Genomic DNA, 16,933 nt, shown 5'->3' on the forward strand with positions numbered 1-16,933 from the left:
GTCATGCTCGCCCTTGTGGCGAGCATCCACGTCTTGAACACTGCAAGCCATCAGTGAAGCGAAGACGTGGATGGTCGGGACCAGCCGACCATGACGGCACTGCGTCAGTCATCTGGGTCTGCGCTTCGCGCCACCCGAGAATGACGCCGGGCCCAATTCAGCCCTTCCCGCCGGCCTCCAGAAACTCCACCAGATCGCGCCGGACCAGCTCGATATGGTCGACCAGCAGGCGCTCGGCCTCGCCGAGCTCTCCACCGCGGCAGAGCTGGATCAGCTCGTTGTGCTCGGCCTGCGCCCGCTCGATCGAGGAACCGCGCTGGAGTTGCAGCCGGGTATAGCGGTCGCTGGTCTGCAGCAGCCCCGAGACGATCGAAAGCGTGCGCGGCTGCGCCGCGCGGGCATAGAGCGCTATGTGGAAATCGGCGTTGAGCAGGCCCCAGCGGCTGATGTCGCCGGCCGACATCGCAGCTTCGAAGGCGGCCTCCATGCCGGCAACCGCCTCAAAATCAGCCGCCGTCATCGCCGGTATCGAGCTGGCCAATAGCCGCGGCTCGAGCAGTTTGCGCAGCTCGAAGACGTCGTTGATCTCGTCCAGCGACAGTCCTGAGACGATCGCGCCCTTGTGCGGCACGATCTTCACGAAACCTTCCGCCTCGAGCTGGAACAGCGCCTCCCGCACAGGGATGCGGCTGACTGCATAGGCCTGCGCCAGCGCGTCCTGCCGCAATTGCGACCCGGCCGGGTAGCTGCCGTCGAGGATGGCTTGGCGGAGCTGGTCGACGATCGCCGAGGACAGCGTCCGGTGCTTCAGAGTGGTTGACATGGCCGGGGCATCCTAGCGGGCCGCGTGGCGAAAAGCCATTGACATGTAGATTTTATACAATCTACAAATATCGCAAGGGGACACAAAAATGATCAACCAGGCGATGGCGGCGAAAAGCCGTGCGATGGCTGTTCCGGAGGTGGTGGTCGCGCTCTCAGGGCGCTGGCTACGGCTCGAGCACAAGGCGATCCAGGGGCTGATGTTCCTGCTCTCGGCCCTGATCCTGCTCAATGTCGCGACACGCTATGCCGGGCATCCGATCTATTGGATCGACGAATCCGCGGTCTACAGCGTGGTCTGGCTGACCTTCATCGGCGCCTCGGCCATGACCCGCATGCGGCTCGATTTCGCGGTGACCATGCTGACCGAGCGCTTCTCCGAGCGCGGCGCCGCGATCTTCCGGGCGGTCGCAACCTTCGGCGTGCTGCTGTTCGGCATCGCTCTTCTGGTGATGTGCTGGCTCTGGCTCGACCCGGTCGGGATCGCGCAGGCCGGCTTCGATGCCAGGGAATACGCCGGCCAGTCCTTCAACTTCATCTACACCGAGCGGACCCAGACGCTGAACTGGCCGACCTGGGTGATCTACCTGATCATGCCGCTCTTCGCGCTCACGATGAGCCTGCATGCGCTCGCCAACCTCTTCGAGGATCTCGGCCTCGTCGCGAAGCAAGACCTGCCCGGCTTTGCCGCCAATGCAGACGGGGTGGTGAACTGATGGCACTCACGATTGGAGCCTTCCTCGGGATCATGCTGGCGGGCGTGCCGATCGCGCTCTGCCTTTGCCTCGGCGCACTGATCTTCATCGCCGCCACCGGCAGCATGCAATTGCTGCCCAACTACCCGCTGCAGATGTTCGGCGGCGTCGACAGCTACGGGCTGATCGCGATCCCGCTCTTCATCCTGATCGGCGAGATCATGAATGGCGGCGGCATCACCCGGCGCATCGTCGACCTCGCCATGGCCTTCGTCGGCTCGCTTCGCGGCGGGTTGGCCTACGTCAATATCCTCGCCAACATGTTCGTCTCCTCGATCCTCGGCTCGGCCACGGCCCAGGTCGCGATCATGGCGCAGGTCATGGTCCCGGAGATGGAGCGCAAGGGCTACGACAAGAACTTCGCTGCCGGCCTCACCGCCTATGGCGGCATGCTCGGGCCGATCATCCCGCCCTCGGTGATGTTCGTCGTCTATGCCGTGCTCGCCCAGGTCTCGGTCAGCGACATGCTGATCTCCGGCATCGTGCCCGGCCTGCTGCTGACGCTGATGTTCTTCCTCGTCATCGCCGCCATGGGGTTCGTCTACAACTATCCGGCCGGCGAGAAGCAGACCCTGCGCGAGCGCGTCATGACCGTGCTCGGCGCCGCGCCGACCCTGCTGATCCCGATCGTCATCGTCGGCTCGATCCTCGGCGGCCTCGCCAATGCGACCGAGGCCGCGGCCGTCGGCTCCGTCGCGGCGGCGCTGATCGGGCGCTACTGGACCAAGGAATTCAGCTTCGCGAAGCTGCCCGAGATGATGCTGCGCGCCGGCGTCTATTCGGCGATCGTGCTCTTCCTCGTCGCCGCGGCCGCCGTGTTCTCCTGGGTGCTGGTCTACGGCAAGGTCCCGCAGAACGTCGCCGCCTCGATCCAGGCGATCGCCAAGGACCCGGTGACCTTCATGCTGCTGGTCAACGCGATCCTGCTGATCATCGGCACGGTGATCGACGGCATTCCCGGCCTGATCATGACGGTGCCGATCCTGCTGCCGATCGCGACCGAGGTCTACGCCATCGATCCCCGCCATTTCGGCGTCGTCGTGGTGGTCAACCTCGTGCTCGGCCTGCTCTCGCCGCCGGTGGGATTGTGCTTCTTCGTCGCCGCGGCGGTGACTGGCGCCAAGCCTGGCAAGATGTTCCTGGTGACGCTGCCCTTCTTCCTCATCTCCTGCGTCGTCCTGGTGCTGCTCTCGATCTACCCATGGCTCTCGCTGGCCCTGGTGAAGTGAAACCGCCTGTCATCCAATAAGGGGGAGTTCCTCATGACCATCTCGCGCCGTCATCTGCTCGCCGCTGCCGCCGTCCTGCCCGTCGCCAAGCCCGCGCTGCTGCGCGCGCAGGCCAAGGAGCTGCGCCTCGGCATCCTCACCCCGAACGGCCACCCCTGGAACCGCGCCGCGGTGAAGGTCGGCGAGGTGCTCAAGGCCGAGACCAATGGCCGGCTGAATCTCACGGTCTTCCACTCCGGCCAGCTCGGCAACGAGGCGGCGATGCTGCAGCAGATGCAGTCCGGCGCGCTCGACATGGGCTGGATCATGGCGGCCGAGCTCGGCTCGCGCGTCCCGGCGATCGGCGCGATCACCGCGCCCTACATCGTCGATTCCACCGCCAAGATCGCCAAGCTCGTCCGCCACCCGGTCGCGATGAGCCTGTTCGACGTGCTGCCCCGCGAGACCGGTTGCGTCGGCCTTGCCTGGGGCATCACCGGCATGCGCGCCGTCTTCGCCGCCAAGGAGATCGACGGCGTCGCCGGCATCAAGGGCATGAAGCTGCGCATCAACCCGACCCCGGTCTATCGCGACTTCTACCAGCTGCTCGGCGCCGCCCCAACCCCGATCCCGACGCCGCAGGTCTTCGACGCGATGACCAACGGCCAGGTCGACGGACTCGAGGCCGATCTCGAATTCTCCTGGAACCAGCGCTTCGACAAGGTCTCGAAGACGATCCTCCAGATGAATGCCATCTTCATGCCGGTGATCGCGCTCGCCTCTGGCCGCGTCTGGCAGGGCATGCCGGCGGCCGACCGCGAGCTGATCACCAAGATTACGCGCGCCGCGCTCGACCAGCAGATCGACGAGCTGGCCGTCAACGAGCCCAAGCTCGTTGAGCAGTTCAAGGCGGCCGGCGCCAACTTCAAGCTCGCCAACCCCAAGGATGCGGAGGCCGTTGTCGCGGAGTTCGACAAGATCTGGCTGCCCAAGGCGCCGGTCCTGGCCGAGCTGCGCAAGGCCGGCCAGTCGATCACGGCCTGATCCCGAGCTAATGTTGCGGCCGCCGCGCCCGGCGGCCGTCTGCCCCCTCAAAGCGGACCTTTTTTGTCATGACCCAGAATATCTTCAGCGGGACGATTCCCGCTCTGATGACCCCCTGCACCCCCTCGCGCGACGTCGACTATGACGAGCTCGTCCGCACCGGCCGCCACCTGATCAGCGCCGGCATGTCGGCCGTGGTCTATTGCGGCTCGATGGGCGACTGGCCGTTGCTCACCGACGAGCAGCGCATGGAAGGCGTACGGCGTCTGGTCGAGGCCGGCATCCCGCTGATCGTCGGCACAGGCGCGCAGAACCCGAAGCGGGCCGCCGCGCTCGCCGCCCATGCCAAGCAGGTCGGCGCGCAGGGCCTGATGATCATCCCGCGCGTGCTCTCGCGCGGCTCCTCGGTCCCGGCCCAGCGCGCTCATTTCGAGGCGGTGCTGGAGGCGGCGGTCGACCTGCCTTCGGTGATCTACAACAGCCCGCATTACGGCTACGAGACCCGGGCCGACCTGTTCTTCGCGCTGCGCGAGCGCTATCCGCACCTGCTCGGCTTCAAGGAGTTCGGCGGCGGCGAGGCGCTTTCCTACGCGGCCGAGCACATCACCAGCAAGGACCGCGCCCTGACCCTGATGGTCGGCGTCGACACGCAGGTGACGCACGGCTTCATCCGCTGCGGCGCGACCGGTTCTATCACCGGCATCGGCAATGCCCTGCCGAAGGAGGTGCTCCACCTCGTCGCCCTCAGCGAGAAGGCGGCGGCGGGCGATCCTGAGGCCGAGCGCCGGGCGCTCGAGCTGGAGCGCGCGCTCTATGTCCTCTCGAAATTCGACGAGGGCGTCGACCTCGTGCTGTTTTACAAGCACCTGATGGTGCTCGAAGGCCACGCGGCCTACGCGTTGCATTTCAACGAGAGCGACGCGCTATCGCTGGCTCAGCGCAATTTCGTCGAGGCCGAATGGCGCCGCTTCAAGAGCTGGTACGCCAACTGGGCCGGCGAGGGCAGGGCCGCCAAGGCGGCTTGAGGCAGGCGCCTCCCTTCTCCCATTGCGGGAGAAGGTGGCCCGAAAGGGCCGGATGAGGGGTCGCTCAGGTCTCTCCGTCATGCTCGCCCTTGTGGCGAGCATCCACGTCTTGAACACCGCGCGGGCCGAAGGAACACGTGGATGGTCGGGACGAGCCCGACCATGACGATGAAGCGTCGTCCGATTTCTCACCCTAACGCGCTCCCGCAAGGGGAGAGGTGACAGGTTGAGCCTATTCCGGATGCCGCTCGTTCCAGGCGGCGGCATATTCCGAGCACAGCCGATCGAGCTCCGCCCGGTCGGTCACGCCTGCGGGCCGCGTCCGCGAGGGCGAGGCCTTCTGGAAGGGCACATAGCGCTGATGCGCGATGCGCCAGATCCGCCGCAGCTCGGCGAGCGGGTCGGCATGGTCGTCGACGCGGATGTCGAAGCTCGGCACCGGGTCGTCGGCCCAGATCCGGATGGCGCAGGATTGCCGGCCGCGCTTGTCGCCGCCGGCCTTCTCGCCGGCTTCGAGCGCGACCAAAAGGCGCTCGTCGAAGTCGAGCCCCGAATTCTGCACATAGGCCTTGAGCGTCTCCTGGACGACCTCCGGCCCGGCCAGCATGTTGCCGGCCACCGAGACCTGCGGCCCGTCGACGGCGCCGCACCAGTCGATGCAGGCATTGCCGGTGTAGGAGGCGGTCTTGCCGTTGCGGTCGATCAGGTGGATCTGGCGGTGGGCGCGGCCCTCATCGGCGGCGGTGAGGCTGGCGATGATCTCGACCGCCGAGCGCCCTTCCTGCAGCAGCCGCAAGCCGTCGACGCCGTAGAGCGGATTGACGAAGGCCTGCGTCGCGATCGCGCCGACACGGCCGCAGCCATAGGGCACGCGCGATCCCACGGCGAAGGCACAGGTCGAGACTGCGACGCCATAGGCGCCGGTCGCTGCATCGCGCGCGACGATTGACCATGTCATGGATGCAGAACTCCTAGCGGCCGGCTGCGTAGGCTTGCATCAGACGCGGGGTTGCGGCCGCGCGCAAGAGCCCGTTGGCGCTGCGTTCGGCCGCCGTCAGCCGCCCGACCGTCCAGGCCGGAGCCCGTTCGACCGCATGGCCGCGCCGGACGAGCTCGGCCAGCGCGGCCTCGCCCAGGCTCTCCTCGACAGTGATCTGCCCCGGCCGCGCCTCGCGCGGATAGAAGCTCGATGGGAAATGCTGGGTGTGGAAAAGCGGCAGGTCGATCGCTTCCTGCAGGTTGAGGCCATGGTGGACCCGGCGCAGGAACATGCCGAGCTGCCATTGCTCCTGCTGGTCGCCGCCCGGTGTGCCGAAGGCGAGTCGCGGTTCGCCATTCTCGAAGGCAAGGCTCGGCGTCAGCGTGGTGCGCGGCCGCTTGCCCGGTGCCAGCGAGGAGGGCACCCCCTCCTGGAGATAGAAGGATTGCGCCCGCGAGTTCAGCGGGAAGCCGAGTTCGGGAATGACGGGCGAGGATTGCAGCCAGCCGCCGGAAGGTGTCGCCGCGATCATGTTACCCCAGCGGTCGATCACGTCGATATGCACGGTGTCGCCGCGGCGCGAGGCGGCGACCATAGAGGCCAAGGTCGGCTCGCCGACGGTCGCGCTGGCCGTTCCGCCGTTTTGGCCGGCGATGCGCAGATTGCCGAGCATGGTCTCGACCTGGCGCTCGTAGCCCGCGATCATGCCGGGGCGCAGCTCATGCGAGGCCCGCTCGCCGATCAGCGCGCGCCGGCCGTTGGCGTAATCCTCCGAAAGCAGCGTCGCCAGCGGCACCTTCACGAAATCGGGGTCGCCGTAATAGGCCTCGCGGTCGGCGAAGGCGAGCTTCATCGCCTCGACGACATGGTGGACATAATCCGGGCTGGCCGGGCCCATGCCGGCGAGGTCGATGCCCTCCAGGATCTTGAGCGTCTGCAGGAAGACCGGCCCCTGGCCCCAGGGCCCGGTCTTGAAGACCTCCCAGCCATGATAGGTCGTGCTCGCCGGCGCCTCGTAGCGCGGTTGCCAGCGCGCCATGTCGTCGGCGGTGAGTAACCCTTTGTGGCGCCGGCCCGAGGAATCGAGAACGGCCTCGCCGCGGCAGAAGGCATCCATCGCCTCAGCGACGAAGCCCTTGTACCAGGCGTCATGAGCAGCCTGGATCTGCTCTTGCCGGTCGCTGCCGGCGGCTTCGGCCTCGGCGAGGATGCGCTTGTAGGTCTCGGCGGCCGCCGGATTGCGGAAGAGCTCGCGGCCCTCGGGCACATTGCCGCCCGGCAGGTAGACCGCCCCGGAAGTCGGCCAGTCGCCGTTGAACAGCTCGGTCAGTCCGGAGATGGTGTCGGAGACGCGCGGCAGCATCGGGTGGCCGTTCTCGAAATAGCCGATCGCCGGCTCCAGTACCTCGCGCAGCTTGAGCCGGCCATGGTCGCGCAGCAGCGCCATCCAGCCGCCGAAGGCGCCCGGCACCACCGTGGCGAGCAGCCCGTCGCCCGGGATCATCTCGAGGCCGAGCGCCTTGTAGGCCTGGATCGTCGCCGCCTGCGGCGCTGTCCCTTGCGCGCACAGCACCTCGACCTTCTTTGTCTTCGCCGAATAGAACACTGCCGGCATGTCGCCGCCGGGGCCGACCAGATGTGGCTCGACCACCTGCAGCACGAAGGCGGCCGCCGCGCAGGCGTCGAAGGCGTTGCCGCCCTTCTCCAGCATCGCCATGCCCGAGGCGGTAGCGAGCCAGTGCGTCGAGGTGACGACGCCGAAGGTGCCGAGGATTTCGGGGCGTGTGGTGAACATGGGGGTATCCAATGCTTATCGGGAAGAGCAGTTGAGGCGGGAAATCGGCTGTGTTCCTGATCTCAGCCCTCATCCTGAGGAGCGCCGCAGGCGCGTCTCGAAGGATGATCTAGAAGCTTCGGGAACCGCGCAGTAAGCTTCATGTTTTGCGCCTGGCCAGTTCGGGTAGGGCTTCCCAGTTCCCGTCGATGATCGCCTGCTTCTTGCGACGCGACCAACCCTTGATCCGCCGCTCCATCGCGATCGCGTCGGTGATGCTGGGAAAGTGCTCTGCGAAGACCAGCGTCACTGGACGCCGCCTGAAAGTGTAGCTCTCCGGATAGACGCCGGCATTGTGCTGCCCAATGCGCGTCTCGACGCTGGCTCTGGTCGTTCCCGTATAGAATCTGCCGTCGCTGCAGCGCAGGATGTAGAGCCAGCATCCATCATGCTCTCGCATCTCCAGCGACGCCCCTCTTGCGGCTCGGCCAGGGCGCACCACAGCCCTCATCCTGAGGAGCCGTGACGCGGCGTCTCGAAGGATGGACCAGGAGGCTCTGGAAACATCTGGAGCATCCTTCGAGACGCCATTCCTAGTGGAATGGCTCCTCAGGATGAGGGCTGAGGGGGAGGGGCGCAATCAGCTCTCCTTCGGATCGAGCGCGTCGCGCAGCCCGTCGCCGAGGAGGTTGAAGCCGAGCACGGCGAGGAAGATCGCGGCGCCGGGCGCCACCGACATCCAGGGCGCCTGCTCCATGAAGTTCTTGGCGACGTTGAGCATCTGCCCCCAGGACGGGGAGGGCGGCTGCTGGCCGAGGCCGAGGAAGGAGAGGGCAGCTTCCAGGATGATCGCCTGCGCCATGAACAACGTCGACTGCACCACGATCGGCGGCAGCGTGTTCGGCGCGACATGGCGGAACAGGATGACGGAATCGCGCACGCCGACGGCGCGCGCACCCTCGACGAAATCCTCGGTCTTGACGCTGATCACCTGGCCGCGGACCAGCCGGATGAAAATCGGCACCGCCGACAGGCCGATCGCGATCATCGCATTGGTCAAGGACGGGCCGAGGACGGCAGCGAAGGCGATGGCGAGGATCAGGAAGGGGCAGGCGAGTAGCGCCTCGGTGATGCGCGAGATCACCGCATCGACCCAGCCGCCGTACCAGCCGGCGGCGAGCCCGACCGGGACGCCGACACCGAGCGCGATCAGCACCGAGACGATGCCGGCGAGCAGCGAGGCCTGGGCGCCGAAGAACAGGCGCGAAACCTGGTCGCGGCCGAGCTCGTCCGTGCCGAACCAGTGCAGCGCCGAGGGCGGCTTGCGGATGGCGAGGAAGTTCGACTTCAAGGGGTCGGCGAGCGGCAGCAATGGCGCCAGCAGCGCCATCAGCACGAAGACGAGCACGATCGTGCCGCCGATCAGCGCGGCCCGGTTGCGCCGGAGCTTGCGCCAGGCCCGGCGCAGCGGCGTTTCGGCGCCCGCGGAGCGGCCGGCGGCGCCGGCAGGAAGCGCAGCGTCCGCCATCAGGCCGTCCTCAGGCGCGGATTGACCAGGACATAGAGCACGTCGGCGACGAGGTTCATGAAGATGAAGCCGATGGCGGTGCACAGAACCACACCCTGCACGACGCCGTAGTCGCGGTTGAAGACCGCATCGACGATGAGCTTGCCGAAGCCGGGAATGGTGAAGATCTGCTCGGTCAGCACCGCGCCGGCCAGCAATTCGCCGAACAGCAGCGTCGAGAGCGTGATGATCGGCACCAGCGCGTTGGCGAGCGCGTGCTTGTTGACGACCTTGCTCTCGTCGAGCCCCTTGGCGCGGGCAGTGCGGATATAGTCGGAGCGCAGCACTTCCAGCATCGCCGAGCGGGTATGGCGCATGATGAAGGCGGCGAGCCCGCCGCCGAGCACGAAGGCCGGCATGATCAGCCGCTCGATCGCTCCCCAGGGATTGCTGAAGATCGATTCATAGCCCGAGGGCGGCAGCAGCTTGAGCTCGACCGAGAACAGCAGGATCAGCATGATGCCGAGCCAGAAATTCGGGATCGACAGCCCGGACAGTGCCAGTGCGCTCGTCGAGTAGTCGACAAAGGTGCCCTTGCGCCGCGCCGCCAGGATGCCGGCGGGAATGCCTATGCCGATCGCGATGATGATCGAGGCGGTGGCGAGCTGGATCGTCACCGGCAGTTTCTGCAGGATCAGGTTCAGCACCGGCTCGCCGGTTCGCAGCGAGCGACCGAAATCGCCCTGCACGACCTGTCCGAGCCAGGCGAAGAACTGGACGACGATCGGATCGTCCATGCGGTAGATCTCGCGCAGACGCGCGATCACCTCCGGATCGCGTTCCTCGCCGGCGATGACGAGGAACGGATCGCCCGGCAGCGCCCTTTGTAGGGCGAAGACGAAGAGTGACACCAGGAACAGCGTCGGGATCGCGATCAGGACGCGCCGGCCGATCAGGGCGAGCATGGGACGCTTCCGGATTCGCCGTCATCCCGGCCGCAGCCCTCGGATCCGACCTTCGGTCGGCCCAAGGACAAGCTCCGCGGAGCGCCGGGATCCATGATAGGGCGCGAGGCCCTTCGATGGATCCCGGACGACCGAAGGTCGCACCGGGATGACGGCGCAGTTGATGCTGGCAGGAGCAAGGCCGTTACGACCGCTTCAGCCCGGCGAGCCGGATCATCCCGTCGGGGTTGATCACGAAGCCCTCGATGTTCGAGCGCAGGGCGAAGAAGACGGTCTGGTTGTAGAGATAGACGATCGGCAGCTCGTCCGAGAGGATCTTCTGCGCCGCATCGTAGCGCTTCTTGCGCTCGGCCACGTCGTAGATGGTCCGGGCCTCGTCGAGCAGCTTGTCGACCTCGGCGTTCGAGTAGCGGCCGTCGTTCTGGTTGCCCTTGGTGGTGACGAACTGGTGGATGTTCCCGTCGGGGTCGATGCGGCCTGACCAGCCGATCCGGCTCATCTGGAACTTGCCCTGCTGCTGGTCGCGCAGCTGGCTGGCGAATTCGGTCGAGCGGATCTGGACGTCGATGCCGGCCTCCTGCGCCATCGCCTGGATGACCTGCCCGAGTTGCGCGTCGACCGGGTTGTTGGTGACGAAGAGCTCGACCGAGACCTTGCTCTGGCCGGCTTCCTTGAGCAGGGCCTTTGCCTTGGCGACGTCGCGCTCCGGCACCGGAAGCTTGGCGTCGACGAAGGTGCTGGTCGGCGGGAAGGGCTGCATGATCGGGGCATAGAGCCCTTCGAACACCACCTGGCTCAGCACCTTGCGGTCTATCGACAGCGACAGCGCCTGTCGCACCCGCTTGTCCTTGCCCATGGGCTGGTTGGCGGCGTCGGTGTGGTTGGTGTTGATGGTGATGCCCTGGTAGCCGAGATTGGGCATGCTCGCGACCTTGAGCGTCTTGTCGCCCTGCGCCGATTTCACGTCGGTCGGGGCGAGCCGCTCCAGCATGTCGAGCTCGCCGGCGCGCAGGTTCGCGAGCCTGACGGTGGTGTCGGGGATGGCGCGGTAGACCACCCGGTCGAAATGGTAGTTCGCCGCCTCCCAGTGGCCCTTGAACTTGTCGAGCACGATGCGGTCGTTCTGGACGCGCTCGACGAACTGGTAGGGGCCGGAGCAGACTGGCTTGGCGCCGATATCGGCGCCGAGGCTCTTGGGCGACAGCATCATGCCGGCGCGGTCGGTGAGCTGCGCGAGCAGGGTTGCGTCAGGCCGCTTCAGCTTCAGCGCGATTGTGGTGGGATCGACCACGCTGATGCTCTCGATCGAGGCGAGCTCGGATTTGCGCAGGGAATCCGGCAGCGTCATCGCCCGTTCGAGATTGGCCTTGGCGGCGGTAGCGTCGAAGGCCTCGCCATCATGGAACTTGGCGTCGCTTCGCAGCTTCATCGTCAGCGTCAGCCCGTCCGCCGAGAACGACCATTCGGTGGCGAGCCGCGGGACGATCTTCAGCTCGGGCGTGATGTCGAGCAGCTTGTCGCACAGGCCCTTGAAGACGATGCGACCGACGAAGGTGCGCGCCTTGTGCGGGTCGAGCACATCCGGGTCTTCCTGCAGGCCGATGCGCAGGGTCGAGGGCGACTGGGCCAGCGCCGGCAGGGCGGCGAGGCCGATAAGGGCGGCGGAAGCGAGCAATGCGAAGCGTTTCATCGTAACGTCCCCTCTTGTTGTCGTTCTATTGCGGTGGTGCCGCGCCTCCTGCGGCCTGCGCTGCGGCCTGCGCTGCGGCGAACAGCGCGATGCGGCGGCGGCGGTTCTGGCTCTCCGGCGGTAGCGCCAGCCCGGGGGGCTGGCCGGCGGCGATCTCCTCGGCGAAATGGCAGGCGACGGCATGGCCGGCGGCGCTCTCCCGCAGCGCCGGATGCTCCTGCCGACAGCGCTCGCGGGCATGCGGGCAGCGCGGATGGAAGCGGCAGCCGGGCGGTGGATCGGTCGGGCTCGGCAGGTCGCCTTCCGTGATCGGCTCGGCGCTGCGGGCGCGCGGGTCCGGCACCGGGATCGCCGCCATCAGCATGCGGGTGTAGGGGTGGAGCGGACGCGAGAACAGTGTCGCCGCATCCGCCAGCTCGACGATCTCGCCGAGATACATCACCGCGACCCGGTCGCTGGTGTGGCGGATCACGGCGAGGTCGTGCGCGACGAGGATGATGGTCAGCCCGAACTCGGCCTTGAGGTCCTCGAGCAGGTTGATCACCTGCGCCCGGATCGAGACGTCGAGGGCCGAGACCGGCTCGTCGCCGATCAGCAGGCTCGGGCCGCAGGCCAGCGCCCGGGCGATGCCGATGCGCTGGCGCTGGCCGCCGGAGAATTCGTGCGGGTAGCGGTTGGCATGGTCCGGCAGCAGGCCGACCTTGGCGAGCAGCTCGGCGACGCGCGCCGCCTTCTCCTTGCCGCTGGCGATGCCATGCACGGACAGCGGCTCGCCGATCAGCTCGCCGACGCTCATGCGCGGGTTGAGCGAGGCGTAAGGGTCTTGGAAGATCATCTGCATGCGCCGCCTGAGCCGGCGCATCTCCTCGGCCGGAAGGACGGTGATGTCCCGGCCCTCGAAGCGGATCGCGCCCGCGGTTGGCTCGATCAACCGCAGCAGCAGGCGCGACAGGGTCGACTTGCCGCAACCGGACTCGCCGACGATGGCGAAGGTCTCGCCGCGCCGGACCTGGAAGGAGACGTTCTCGACCGCCCGGACCAGCGGCGCCCTGGCGAAAAGCGAAGGCTTCTTCGCCTTGAAATGACGGGTGAGGCCAACGGCCTCGACCATCGTCTCCGCGCCCGCACCGCTCATGCCGCCACCATGGCGAGGTCCTCGACCGGCGCCCGGAAGCAGGCGGCCCTGTGCCCCCCGCCGAACTCGCGCAGCGGCGGGCGGCTTTGCGTGCATTCGGGCGCGACGAAGGGGCAGCGCGAGGCGAAGCGGCAGCTCTGCGGCCAGCGCGCCGGCGGCGGCACCGCGCCGGGGATGGCTGCGAGCTTGCCCTGCCGCGGCCCGAGCGAGGGCAGGGAGCCCATCAGCCCGAGCGTATAGGGATGCTGCGGATCCTCGAATATCCGCTCGACCGGCCCCTGCTCGACGATGCGCCCGGCATACATCACCGCGACCTCGTCCGCGACCTCGGCGACGACGCCGAGGTCATGCGTCACCAGGATCATAGCCGTGCCGGCCTCCTTCTGGAGGTCGCGGATCAGCTTGAGGATCTGGGCCTGGATGGTGACGTCGAGCGCGGTGGTCGGCTCGTCCGCGATCAGGAGCTTCGGGCTGTTGGCGAGCGCCATCGCGATCATGGCGCGCTGGCGCATGCCACCCGACATCTGGTGCGGATAGGCGCTCATGCGGGATTCCGGTGCCGGGATGCGCACCTTGCGCAGCATCTCGATCGCGCGTCGGCGGGCTTCTTCGGGGGAGATGCGCTGGTGGCAGAGCACGGCTTCCGTCAGCTGGTCGCCGATGGTGAAGGCCGGGTTCAGCGAGGTCATCGGCTCCTGGAAGATCATCGCCATGCGGTTGCCGCGCAGCCGCATCAGCCGTTCCGCCGGGGCGCCGAGGATCGCCTCGCCCTCCAGCGCAACGTAGCCGGAGGTGATGCGTGCCGGAGGGGAGGCGAGCAGGCCCATGATCGCCAGCGAGACCAGGCTCTTGCCGCAGCCGGATTCGCCGACGAGGCAGAGCGTGCGTCCGGCCTCCACCGAAAAACTCAAGCCGTCGACCAGCGAAAGCCCTTCCGGCAGGCCGTCGAAGCGGATCGACAGATCATCGACGGCAAGCACCGGCGCACCGGCCGGCCCCGGCCGGCTTGCCGTTTCCTGCTCAGCTTCGTTCCGGTCAGCCATGCAGATTGGTCCCACGCGGAACCAGCGTGGCGCATTCCACGGTCCGCGTCGATAGCATCGCCGCCGATAGCATCGCCTTGACCCCTCGCGCTTTTTTCAAGCTTGCATGCATCCTGCCCCGGCGGTGACGGCGGATGCAAGTAAGTGGCCATTCCACGGCGTTGCCCTGGCATGCATGGCTGAGGCGCGGTCAGGTCTGTCGCATCGCGGAGGAACTCTGTTATTCAGGCGCGCGTTCGGCGATCCTCCGGGCGACGCCAACGACCTGAAGAGCCGACGAGGAAGCGCAAGACCATGCTGCTGGGTGTGATCGCCGACGACATGACCGGGGCGACCGATGTCGCGCTGATGCTAAACCGCGCCGGCATGCGCACTCTCCAGGTCATCGGTGCGCCGGCCAAAGGGGCGAAGCTGCCCGAGGCCGACGCCGTCGTCGTCGCCCTGAAGTCGCGCACCAATCCGGTCGCCGAGGCCGTCGCCGATTCGCTTGCCGCCTGCGAGGCGCTGCTCGCCGCCGGCGCCCGCCAGATCCTGTTCAAATACTGCTCGACCTTCGACTCGACCGCGCAAGGCAATATCGGCCCGGTGGCGGACGCGTTGATGCAGCGCCTCGGCGCCAGCCAGGCGATCGTCTGCCCGGCCTTCCCGGCCAACGGCCGCTCGATCTTCCAGGGCTATCTCTTCGTCGGCGCCGTGCCGCTGCATGAAAGCTCGATGAAGGACCACCCGCTGACGCCGATGCGCGATTCCAACCTGATGCGCCTGATGGGCGCGCAGACGCAGCATCCGGTCGGCCTCGTCGCCTATTCGGCCGTCTCGCAGGGGGCGAGCGCCGTCCGCAAGCGCTTGGCCGAGCTCGCCGCCGACGGCGTGCGCTATGTCGTCACCGACGCGCTCGACAACGGCCATCTGATGGTACTCGGCGAGGCGATCTCCGACCATGTTCTGCTCACCGGCGGCTCGGGCATCGCGATGGGCCTGCCCGAGAACTTCCGCAAGGCGGGGCTGCTGCCCTGGCGCGAGACCGCGACGCATCTCTCCGCGTCGGCCGGGCGCGCCGGCATCATCTCCGGCAGCTGCTCGACCGCGACCCGCGGCCAGATCGCGGCGGCCCGCGCCGCCGGCATTCCCGCGCTGAAGGTCGACCCGCTCGCCCTGGCCGACGGCTCGCAGAAGGCGGCCGATCTCGCCGCCTGGGCGCTCGCCCAGCCGGCCGACAAACCCTTCCTGGTCTATTCCAGTGACGATCCGGCCGAGGTCGCCTCCGTCCAGGACAAGCTTGGTCGCGAGAAGGCCGGCGAGACCGTCGAGCACGCCTTCGCGGAGATGGCGCGTCTCTTGATCGCGGGCGGCGTTTCCCGCCTGCTCGTCGCGGGCGGCGAGACTTCGGGCGCGGTGGTGCAGGGGCTCGATGTGCGCACCCTGGAGATCGGGCCGGAGATCGATCCGGGCGTGCCCTGGACCCGCGTCGTCGACGGTCCCGAGCTGGTGGTCGCGCTGAAGTCGGGCAATTTCGGCGCGCCGGACTTCTTCCTCAAGGCCTGGGACCTGCTGCGCTGAGGCAGGGCGGCGCGCGCGTTTGCACTGCGGGAAACTCGTATAGGATACGGGTAGATCGGAGCGGGGGCAGGCATGGACATGGCGTTTCTCGGTGATCTCCTGACGAGCGTCGCGGATCGCGGACGGGCGCTGATCAATTTCGAGCGCTTTTCGTCCGGCCGCCGCGAGCCGCTGGCCAAGCTCTGCGAGCATCTGCTTTCGGGGCGCGGCGAGGCCTCGGGCATGGCGCTGGCGCAGGCGGTGCTGGAGGAATGGGAACGGCTCGACGCTGCCGGCCGGCTCGCCTTCTTCCAGATGCTGCAGGATCGCTTCGGGCCCGATCATGACCGGCTCGAAGCCGCGATCGCGCGCTATCGCGAGACGCCGGACGCAAGCGCCGTGTCGGAACTTCACCTCGCCTCCGAACCGCGCCGGCAGGAACTCTTCCGCCGGCTCAACCTGGCGCCCGGCGGCACCCATGTGCTGGTCCGGATGCGCGAAAGCCTGTTGGCGATGCTGGCGACCGAGCCGGGGCTGTCGGTGGTCGACGCTGATTTCCGGCACCTCTTCGCCTCCTGGTTCAACCGCGGCTTCCTGGTCCTGCGCCGGATCGACTGGCACACCCCCGCCAATGTGCTCGAGAAGATCATCCGATACGAGGCGGTCCATGCCATCGAGGACTGGGACGATCTGCGTCGCCGGCTCGAGCCGGCCGACCGGCGCTGCTTCGCCTTCTTCCACCCGCAGCTCGTCGACGAGCCGCTGATCTTCGTCGAGGTGGCGCTGACCGGCGAGATTCCCAAGCGTATCGACGATCTGCTCAGCGACCAGCGCGAGGTCCTGCCGGCTTCGGCCGCGACCACCGCGGTGTTCTACTCGATCTCGAACTGCCAGGAAGGCTTGCGCGGCATTTCCTTCGGCAATTTCCTGATCAAGCAGGTGGCCGAGGACCTGAAGCGCGAACTGCCGGGGCTCGACATCTTCGTGACGCTCTCGCCCGTGCCCGGTTTCGCGCGCTGGCTCGGCAAGGAGCTGGCCGAGCCGGCTGCGCTCGGCCTCGGCAACGAGGAGGCCTCCGCGTTGATGGCGAAGCCCGCCGAGATCGCGGCGCTCGACGATGCCGGCCGCGCCCGGCGCGACAAGCTGCTCGGCCAGATGATGGCGCAGTACATGCTGCGGGCGCGCACCAGCTCGGGCCGGGTGATCGACCCCGTCGCGCGCTTCCATCTCGGCAATGGCGCGAGGCTCGAGCGTATCAATGTCGGCGGCAACCTGGCGGAGCGCGGCCTGCGCGAATCGCATGGGGTGATGGTCAACTACCGCTACGACCTCGCCGATATCGAGGCCAATCACGAAGCTTTCGCCAGCCGCAGCACGGTCGTCGCCTCGTCCGCCGTGAAGAAGCTCCTGCGCCCGGCCGGCGCCTGAACACCACGAACCGACATTG

At 67.5% G+C, this 16,933-nt stretch carries 15 protein-coding genes; 6 read left to right on the forward strand and 9 right to left on the reverse strand.

The window, feature by feature from the left end; genetic code table 11:
- Nucleotides 1-157: 157 nt before the first annotated feature.
- Nucleotides 158-823, reverse strand: a complete 666-nt coding sequence (locus DK26_RS04105; RefSeq protein ID WP_066468533.1) for a GntR family transcriptional regulator — start codon at nucleotides 821-823, stop codon at nucleotides 158-160.
- An 88-nt stretch (nucleotides 824-911) separates the two neighbouring features.
- On the opposite strand from DK26_RS04105, the gene DK26_RS04110 reads away from it, so the two are divergent.
- The 4 genes from DK26_RS04110 to DK26_RS04125 all read left to right on the forward strand — a co-directional run bounded on the left by DK26_RS04110 (nucleotide 912) and on the right by DK26_RS04125 (nucleotide 4,854).
- Nucleotides 912-1,538, forward strand: coding sequence for a TRAP transporter small permease (locus DK26_RS04110; protein ID WP_066468534.1), 627 nt, complete (start codon nucleotides 912-914; stop codon nucleotides 1,536-1,538).
- Nucleotides 1,538-2,806 carry a TRAP transporter large permease gene (locus DK26_RS04115; RefSeq protein WP_066468535.1) on the forward strand — a complete coding sequence of 423 codons (1,269 nt, stop codon included), beginning with the start codon at nucleotides 1,538-1,540 and terminating at the stop codon, nucleotides 2,804-2,806. The genes DK26_RS04110 and DK26_RS04115 overlap by 1 nt, the downstream gene beginning before the upstream one ends.
- 33 nt (nucleotides 2,807-2,839) lie before the next feature.
- Entirely contained in the window at nucleotides 2,840-3,829 is a 990-nt protein-coding gene (locus tag DK26_RS04120) for a TRAP transporter substrate-binding protein (RefSeq protein WP_066468537.1), read from the forward strand.
- 68 nt (nucleotides 3,830-3,897) lie between these two features.
- Nucleotides 3,898-4,854, forward strand: a complete 957-nt coding sequence (locus tag DK26_RS04125) for a dihydrodipicolinate synthase family protein (RefSeq protein WP_066468540.1) — start codon at nucleotides 3,898-3,900, stop codon at nucleotides 4,852-4,854.
- 232 nt (nucleotides 4,855-5,086) lie between these two features.
- On the opposite strand, the gene DK26_RS04130 is transcribed toward DK26_RS04125, so the two are convergent.
- The 8 genes from DK26_RS04130 to DK26_RS04165 all read right to left on the reverse strand — a co-directional run bounded on the left by DK26_RS04130 (nucleotide 5,087) and on the right by DK26_RS04165 (nucleotide 13,947).
- The gene (locus tag DK26_RS04130) at nucleotides 5,087-5,812 is read right to left on the reverse strand and encodes a DUF1028 domain-containing protein (RefSeq protein WP_066468542.1); all 726 of its coding nucleotides are present in this window, start codon (nucleotides 5,810-5,812) and stop codon (nucleotides 5,087-5,089) included.
- A gap of 13 nt (nucleotides 5,813-5,825) precedes the next feature.
- The gene (locus tag DK26_RS04135) at nucleotides 5,826-7,628 is read right to left on the reverse strand and encodes a gamma-glutamyltransferase family protein (protein WP_066468543.1); all 1,803 of its coding nucleotides are present in this window, start codon (nucleotides 7,626-7,628) and stop codon (nucleotides 5,826-5,828) included.
- A 139-nt stretch (nucleotides 7,629-7,767) separates the two neighbouring features.
- Complete coding sequence (locus DK26_RS04140; protein WP_066468545.1) at nucleotides 7,768-8,067, reverse strand: GIY-YIG nuclease family protein; 300 nt, start codon at nucleotides 8,065-8,067, stop codon at nucleotides 7,768-7,770.
- Nucleotides 8,068-8,247: 180 nt separating this feature from the next.
- Nucleotides 8,248-9,135 (reverse strand): ABC transporter permease, encoded by an 888-nt coding sequence (locus DK26_RS04145; RefSeq protein WP_083532948.1) that lies wholly within the window; start codon nucleotides 9,133-9,135, stop codon nucleotides 8,248-8,250.
- Complete coding sequence (locus tag DK26_RS04150) at nucleotides 9,135-10,079, reverse strand: ABC transporter permease (RefSeq protein WP_066468547.1); 945 nt, start codon at nucleotides 10,077-10,079, stop codon at nucleotides 9,135-9,137. The genes DK26_RS04145 and DK26_RS04150 overlap by 1 nt, the downstream gene beginning before the upstream one ends.
- A gap of 184 nt (nucleotides 10,080-10,263) precedes the next feature.
- Nucleotides 10,264-11,769: an ABC transporter substrate-binding protein gene (locus tag DK26_RS04155; RefSeq protein ID WP_066468549.1), complete on the reverse strand. Its 1,506-nt coding sequence runs from the start codon at nucleotides 11,767-11,769 to the stop codon at nucleotides 10,264-10,266.
- 25 nt (nucleotides 11,770-11,794) lie between these two features.
- Nucleotides 11,795-12,880, reverse strand: a complete 1,086-nt coding sequence (locus tag DK26_RS04160) for an oligopeptide/dipeptide ABC transporter ATP-binding protein (protein WP_282568022.1) — start codon at nucleotides 12,878-12,880, stop codon at nucleotides 11,795-11,797.
- A gap of 20 nt (nucleotides 12,881-12,900) precedes the next feature.
- Nucleotides 12,901-13,947 carry an ABC transporter ATP-binding protein gene (locus DK26_RS04165; RefSeq protein ID WP_066468552.1) on the reverse strand — a complete coding sequence of 349 codons (1,047 nt, stop codon included), beginning with the start codon at nucleotides 13,945-13,947 and terminating at the stop codon, nucleotides 12,901-12,903.
- A gap of 294 nt (nucleotides 13,948-14,241) precedes the next feature.
- Here DK26_RS04165 and otnK point away from each other — a divergent pair, with 294 nt between their 5' ends.
- Together otnK and DK26_RS04175 are read left to right on the forward strand one after the other, a co-directional pair.
- Nucleotides 14,242-15,507 (forward strand): 3-oxo-tetronate kinase, encoded by a 1,266-nt coding sequence (gene otnK / locus DK26_RS04170; RefSeq protein WP_066468554.1) that lies wholly within the window; start codon nucleotides 14,242-14,244, stop codon nucleotides 15,505-15,507.
- Nucleotides 15,508-15,579: 72 nt separating this feature from the next.
- Nucleotides 15,580-16,914, forward strand: a complete 1,335-nt coding sequence (locus tag DK26_RS04175; protein ID WP_066468556.1) for a malonyl-CoA decarboxylase — start codon at nucleotides 15,580-15,582, stop codon at nucleotides 16,912-16,914.
- Nucleotides 16,915-16,933: the final 19 nt, after the last annotated feature.

The sequence above is a fragment of the Allobosea sp. WAO genome (assembly GCF_001509835.1).
Taxonomy (GTDB): Bacteria; Pseudomonadota; Alphaproteobacteria; order Rhizobiales; family Beijerinckiaceae; genus Allobosea.